At 43.1% G+C, this 6,340-nt stretch carries 6 protein-coding genes and 2 pseudogenes; 2 read left to right on the forward strand and 6 right to left on the reverse strand.

Features of this window, described 5'->3' with window-relative positions:
* A partial coding sequence (locus HMPREF0849_RS00930; RefSeq protein ID WP_156798272.1) for an Rqc2 family fibronectin-binding protein occupies positions 1-926 on the forward strand: 926 nt, incomplete at its 5' end.
* Positions 927-958: 32 nt separating this feature from the next.
* Here HMPREF0849_RS00930 and deoD read toward each other — a convergent pair.
* From deoD to HMPREF0849_RS00960, 6 genes and pseudogenes are all read right to left on the reverse strand, one after another.
* On the reverse strand, positions 959-1,669 hold the full coding sequence (gene deoD / locus HMPREF0849_RS00935; protein WP_000022092.1) for a purine-nucleoside phosphorylase: 711 nt from the start codon (positions 1,667-1,669) through the stop codon (positions 959-961).
* A gap of 353 nt (positions 1,670-2,022) precedes the next feature.
* Positions 2,023-2,832 (reverse strand): purine-nucleoside phosphorylase, encoded by an 810-nt coding sequence (locus HMPREF0849_RS00940; protein WP_000143358.1) that lies wholly within the window; start codon positions 2,830-2,832, stop codon positions 2,023-2,025.
* A complete protein-coding gene (locus HMPREF0849_RS00945; protein ID WP_000199118.1) occupies positions 2,829-3,389 on the reverse strand; it encodes a DUF1697 domain-containing protein in 561 nt (186 codons plus the stop codon). Before HMPREF0849_RS00945 ends, HMPREF0849_RS00940 begins: the two co-directional genes overlap by 4 nt.
* A 1-nt stretch (position 3,390) precedes the next feature.
* Entirely contained in the window at positions 3,391-4,602 is a 1,212-nt protein-coding gene (locus tag HMPREF0849_RS00950; protein ID WP_000033116.1) for a phosphopentomutase, read from the reverse strand.
* 23 nt (positions 4,603-4,625) lie between these two features.
* Complete coding sequence (rpiA, locus tag HMPREF0849_RS00955) at positions 4,626-5,309, reverse strand: ribose-5-phosphate isomerase RpiA (protein ID WP_000429273.1); 684 nt, start codon at positions 5,307-5,309, stop codon at positions 4,626-4,628.
* A gap of 105 nt (positions 5,310-5,414) precedes the next feature.
* Positions 5,415-6,002 (reverse strand): annotated as a pseudogene (locus HMPREF0849_RS00960) (U32 family peptidase); the annotation flags it as partial.
* Between HMPREF0849_RS00960 and HMPREF0849_RS10630 the strand changes: the two are divergent.
* A pseudogene (locus HMPREF0849_RS10630) lies at positions 5,997-6,340 on the forward strand (hypothetical protein); the annotation flags it as partial. The pseudogenes HMPREF0849_RS00960 and HMPREF0849_RS10630 overlap by 6 nt on opposite strands.

A 6,340-nucleotide genomic window follows, 5' to 3' on the forward strand; every position in this document is an offset into this window, starting at 1 on the left:
TTGCGAATCGTGTAGGAGAGCCTTTTGCCAGTCTTTCGGATCTCTTAGATACCTATTATAAGGATAAGGCCGAGCGCGACCGCGTTAAACAGCAAGCCAGTGAACTCATTCGTCGTGTTGAAAATGAGCTTCAAAAAAATCACCATAAGCTTAAAAAACAAGAAAAAGAGTTACTAGCGACAGACAATGCTGAGGAATTTCGCCAAAAAGGAGAATTGTTGACAACCTTCCTCCACCAAGTTCCGAATGACCAAGATCAGGTTACCTTGGACAACTACTACACCAATCAACCTATCACCATTGCTCTTGATAAGGCCCTGACTCCCAGTCAGAATGCTCAACGCTATTTTAAGCGTTACCAGAAACTCAAAGAAGCTGTCAAATACCTTACTGATCTGATTGAGGAAACCAAGGCAACCATTCTTTATCTAGAAAGTGTGGAGACTGTGCTCAACCAAGCTGGACTAGAAGAAATCGCTGAAATACGTGAAGAATTGATTCAAACTGGCTTCATCAGAAGACGCCAACGCGAGAAAATTCAGAAACGCAAAAAACCAGAACAGTATCTGGCGAGCGATGGCAAAACCATTATCTATGTCGGTCGAAACAACCTTCAAAATGAGGAATTGACCTTTAAAATGGCCCGCAAGGAGGAACTCTGGTTCCATGCCAAGGACATTCCTGGAAGTCATGTCGTCATCTCAGGAAATCTCAATCCTTCTGACGAAGTCAAGACAGATGCAGCCGAACTAGCTGCCTACTTCTCCAAAGGGCGTTTGTCAAATCTCGTGCAAGTGGATATGATTGAAGTCAAGAAACTCAACAAACCAACAGGAGGAAAACCCGGATTTGTAACCTACACAGGACAAAAGACCCTCCGTGTCACACCAGATCCAGAAAAAATCGCATCTATGAAAAAATCCTGATTCCACTTGAAATCAGGATTTTCGTTTACAATTTACTCTGCAATCAAGGTTTCCAAACCAACCTTCATCATATCGGTGAAGGTATTTTGGCGTTCTTCTGCCGTAGTGTCTTCATCTGGATTGACCAAGCTATCAGAAATGGTCATGATAGCAAGTGCATCGACGTGGTGTTGGGCAGCAAGATAGTAAAGAGCTGCTGCTTCCATTTCCACAGCCTTGACTCCCCATTTACCAAGCTCGATGTTCTTTTTAAAGTAGTTTGAGTAAAAGACATCTGATGACAAAACGTTCCCAACGTGGGTGGTCATACCTAGTTCTTTGGCGATATGGTAGGCCTTGTCTAGCAAGTCAAAACTAGCGATTTGTGGGAAATCATACTGTGGCCAGTCGTTGCGGATGATGTTTGAGTTGGTTGCAGCTGCTTGCGCCAAAACCAATTCACGGACATGAACATCCTCGTTTAACGAACCCGCAGTTCCCACACGGATCAATTTCTTTACACCGTAGTCCACAATCAACTCACGCGCATAAATCGAAATGGATGGCATCCCCATCCCAGTTCCCATGACCGATACACGGTGACCCTTGTAAGTACCAGTGTAACCAAACATGTTACGCACTTCGTTAAAACAAACAGCATCTTCAAGGAAGTTTTCCGCAATAAATTTCGCACGAAGAGGATCCCCAGGAAGAAGAATTTTATCAGCAATTTCACCCTGCTGAGCAGCAATATGGATAGACATAGTTTATGATACAAAGAGCGAGAAGAAAACGACTGAAAATTAGGAATTTGACGAGAAATCCTGATTTCTCAGTCAGATTATCTATTTTCCGAGTTTTCCGCTAGTGTTCAAATTAGAACACTTCGCTCTACCTTTCTTTTTGTATATTTAGGATAGCTACAGAGAACAAAGGAAAAATAGGAAACTGACGACACATCGCAGATGTTAGACAGTTTATCTTTTTTACACAGTTCTCCGCCCGTATTCAGTTCAACAAATACGGTTTACCCATCCTTTCTTTTATTGTTATGAAAGATTTTCCGCTCGTGTTCAAATCAGAACACTTCACTCTACCTTTCTATGATAAGTATTCATTACAATTCAGCAAGAATCGCTTTAAGCAAGCCTTTGAAGTCACCTTTGACACGCTCTGTTACTTCTACAACTTCTTCGTGGTTGAGTTCTTCTTGGAAACCAGCAGCATGGTTCGTAATACATGAAATTCCTAAAACTTTCAAGCCTGAGTGGGCTGCCACAATCACTTCAGGAACAGTGGACATACCAACTGCATCTGCTCCCAATGTCTTATAGGCACGAATTTCTGCAGGTGTTTCATAAGTCGGACCGGTTACACCGATATAGACACCTTCATCAAGCTTGATACCGAGTTTTTTAGCCACTTCATGGGCAGTTGCACGGTATTCTGGTGTGTAGGCTTTTGACATATCAGGGAAACGTGGACCAAAATCATCCAAGTTTTCACCCATCAATGGGTTCTGCCCCGTCATATTGATATGGTCTGAGATAGCCATCAAGGTACCAGGACCATAGCCAATACCGCCAGCTGCATTGGTTACAATGACACCTTCACATCCGAGAACTTTCATCACACGTACTGGGAAAGTCACGACCTCAAGAGGATTTCCTTCGTAGAAATGGAAGCGACCTTGAAGAGCCAAGACTTTTCGACCTGCAAGGTCACCATATACCAATTTACCAGCGTGACCGACTACTGTCGAGCGGCCCCAGTTTGGAATATCTGCATAGTCTACTACAACAGGATTTTCGATTTCCTCTGCCAATTCTCCAAGTCCTGATCCAAGGATTAAACCGAATTCAGGCGCTAGGATACCCTTTTCTTTCAGGAAAGCAGCTGTTTCCTTGATCTTATCTAAAAATGTCATTGTGTCTCTCCTTTATTATTTTTTAGCATTTGACCGATTTTGTCAAAGGTTTTGGCATTGCGAATGGTGATGTTGCGATAAAAAGGCATCTTGAGCAAGTACTTATGATAGGCAGTTGCATAGTAGGATTCTTCAGAAAGTTTCCCCCAGAAAATCCCAAGTTTTCCAAAATGAACGACTTCATCTTCCAGTTCCAAACTGTTCACTTTCTCGATCACTTGAGCCACATCCAAGCCCTCCGTGTAGAAGAGCACATCTTTTCGAGCCAGGTCTTTGGTCCACCATTCAGGCAGATTTTCAAGTTCCTCTTCAAAGTCCTCAAGACTCAGCAAGGAAAAGCTCTGAATAAATGGATAATGGATTTCAAAGAAAGCCTCTAACTTTTCAACCAATCGGGCTTTGGGGTCTGTCGAAGTAAAGAAAATATTGCCACTGTTGATGTAGGTCTCAACCTTTTCCAGTCCCAACTCTGTCAGTTCTTCACGAAGTTGCGCCATGACAACTTTATTTTTCCCACCTACATTAATGCCCCGAACAAGTAAAGCATATCGCGTCATCTTACACCAATTTATCTAAGAAACTTTCCCCAATCATGGCAGTTTCAACACCAAAGTTATCCGCAACTGTCGCTGAGATATCTGCAAAATGTCCAACCGGAATGACACCATTTCCTTTAAAGGCAGGGCTATAAGCCAACAATGGGATATATTCACGAGTGTGGTCTGTTCCTGCATAGGTTGGGTCATTTCCATGGTCAGCAGTAATCAAAAGAAGGTCATTCTCTCTCATGGCAGCGATAATTTCAGGCAAGCGTTCATCAAACTCATGCAAGCAATCACGGTAGCCATGAGCATTGCGACGGTGGCCATAAAGGGCATCAAAGTCAACTAAGTTTGTGAAAGAGAATCCTTCTTCAAACTCAGCAAGTCCCATGGTCTTCAATAATGTGTCAATTCCGTGGCTGTTTGACTTGTTGTGGCCCATGTCATGGTTAATACCCGCACCGTTAAAGATATCGTTTATTTTACCAACAGCGTACGTATCGATGCCAGCTTCGTTCAATTTATCCAAAACAGTTGGTGCAAATGGAGAAACGGCTAAGTCTCGACGATTTGCCGTACGAGTGAAGTTACCTGGTTCACCAACATACGGACGAGCAATGATACGGCCTAGAAGGGCAGGACGTTCAAGTGTAATTGAACGAGCGTATTCACAGATACGGTACAATTCATCCAAAGGAATAATGTCTTCGTGGGCAGCAATCTGCAAAACAGGATCAGCTGAAGTATAGATAATCAACTCCCCAGTTTCCATTTGACGTGGTCCAAAATCATCGATAACAGCTGTTCCTGAGTAAGGTTTGTTGGCTTCACGAATGACCTTGCGTCCTGAAAATTCTTCGATCTTTGTCAAGATTTCTTCTGGGAATCCGTTCCAGAAAGTATCGAAAGGCTCGGTAATGTTGAGTCCCATGATTTCCCAGTGACCAGTCATTGTATCCTTACCAAGGGAAACTTCTTCCAATTTTGTTGCATATCCTGTTGGATTGCTTTCAGCTGGTACAGTCTTTAGAGGAGTTTCGCGAGGAATATTTCCTAGACCGATTTTAGCCATGTTTGGCACATTCAAACCAACTGTTTTGGAAATGTGTCCTAGTGTGTCAGAAGCTCCATCTGGAACCCCTGCATTGACAAAGTTATTGGCATCTGGTGCAGCACCGATTCCCACAGAATCCAGTACCACCAAGTGAATACGATTAAATTTTGACATAGTCTGTCTCCTTATTATGTTGATTAGTTTGCTTTTGTTGAAGTTAAAATCTGAACACCATCTCGTCCCGCTACGATGACCTTATCCACCATTTGGTTGAACAAGCCGTGCTCTACGACACCAACGACATGGTCCAATTCTTTCCCGAAAGCAATTGGATCTTCAATGACATCCAAGGCTAGATCAATGATAAAGTTCTGCATATCGGTCACAAAACGTTGGCCGTCTTTTTCACGGAAACTTGGTTTGTAGCCAGCTCGCTTAAACCGACGAAAGACCTGTTCTGCACCATACTGAACCACTTCTACAGGCAATTTAAAAGCACCTAGTTTCTCTACCAGTTTGCTTTCATCTACCACCCAAATGTATTCTTTTGAGGGCGTTGCGACAACCTTCTCCATCAGAAGGGCACCACCACCGCCTTTGATTCCGTTAAACTGGCTATCTACTTCATCCGCCCCATCAACCGTCACATCGACAAAGTCTACTTGATCAATCGACTTGAGAGGGATGTTAAGACCTTCAGCCTGTTTACTGGTCACACTGGAAGTCGTTACAGCAGTAATCTGCAAACCTTCTTCCTTAATCCGACGACCGATTTCTTCTACGAAATAGTAGGCAGTAGAGCCCGTTCCAAGTCCGACTACCATGCCATCCTTGACAAACTCAGCAGCCTTGATACCTGCCATTTTCTTCAGATTTTCCACTCAAACACCTCCATTAAAGAGCTATTTTTATTATAACATGTATCCGTTTTTATTTCATGGATACACTGGAAAAACCCGAACATTTTTATTTCGGGTTTTGGTGTCCTATTTAACCATGTCAGGATCGTAATCATAGAATCCTGTGTCCAGGAAACGGTTTTTAGGATGTAACTTGCGCACTTCCTCATCTAACAAGAAGGCTTGGTCATGGCTGAAATTCCCCTCTTGGATCAAGCTACGTGCTTGGATAAAGAGTTTAGCAATTTCTACAAAATTCTGACCAGGTGTGTAGAGCCCCTCTAGCTTCCAGTGAGTGAAACCATGTTCTACTAATTCTGTCAATTTGGTCATCAAATCAAGGTCGTTATTTGCAAAGATGTGGGTACCATGATTGTCTTCAAAGATAGAATAATGGCTTTCTGGGTCACTCGGCTCTGCCAAGAAGAGGTCACGTTTACGTGTCTTTTCATCATCGATATGCGTAAAGTTATAGTAGTTTTGCAAGAGTGGACGTTTAGAATGGTGAATGACACTAGCTCCGTAAACCAACACTTCAGCAGGAATTTCCAAAATCTCAGGCATCTTGAAGAGCTCAGCAGATGGAATTTCACGCGCCAAAACCGCCTCAGATGCGCCAGCCTTTTGACCCCAGAAGTTAATCTGACGACTGCTTGTCACCATGGTTGAAGCATCTATGTTCAACCAAAAGATGGTGGACCTCTTCAAACCTATGCAATTCAATTCCTTGAAGAAGCACCGAAAATTGACCACTTGAGCCTACAAGTGGAGCAAGCTGACGGTCTTAAAGAAGACCAAACAGTGAAATTGTCTGTACTCGCTCACTATCAAGACGGAACACAAGCAGTTTACCAGCTGATAAAGTAAACTTCTCTACAAGTGGTGAAGGGGAAGTCGCAGTTCGTAAAGGAATGCTTGAGTTACATAGGCCAGGAACAGTCACTCTCAAAGCAGAATATGAGGGGGCTAGAGGTCAAATCGATCTCACGATCCAAGCCAACACAGAGAAGAAG

The organism is Streptococcus sp. C300 (genome assembly GCF_000187645.1).
GTDB lineage: Bacteria > Bacillota > Bacilli > Lactobacillales > Streptococcaceae > Streptococcus > Streptococcus oralis_CQ.

Excerpts from the sequence above, each read along its gene's own strand:
- deoD (WP_000022092.1), bottom strand. The coding sequence starts at position 1,669 with ATGTCTATCCATATTGCTGCTCAGCAGGGTGAAATTGCTGATAAAATT.
- HMPREF0849_RS00940 (WP_000143358.1), bottom strand. The coding sequence starts at position 2,832 with ATGACATTTTTAGATAAGATCAAGGAAACAGCTGCTTTCCTGAAAGAA.
- HMPREF0849_RS00945 (WP_000199118.1), bottom strand. The coding sequence starts at position 3,389 with ATGACGCGATATGCTTTACTTGTTCGGGGCATTAATGTAGGTGGGAAA.
- HMPREF0849_RS00950 (WP_000033116.1), bottom strand. The coding sequence starts at position 4,602 with ATGTCAAAATTTAATCGTATTCACTTGGTGGTACTGGATTCTGTGGGA.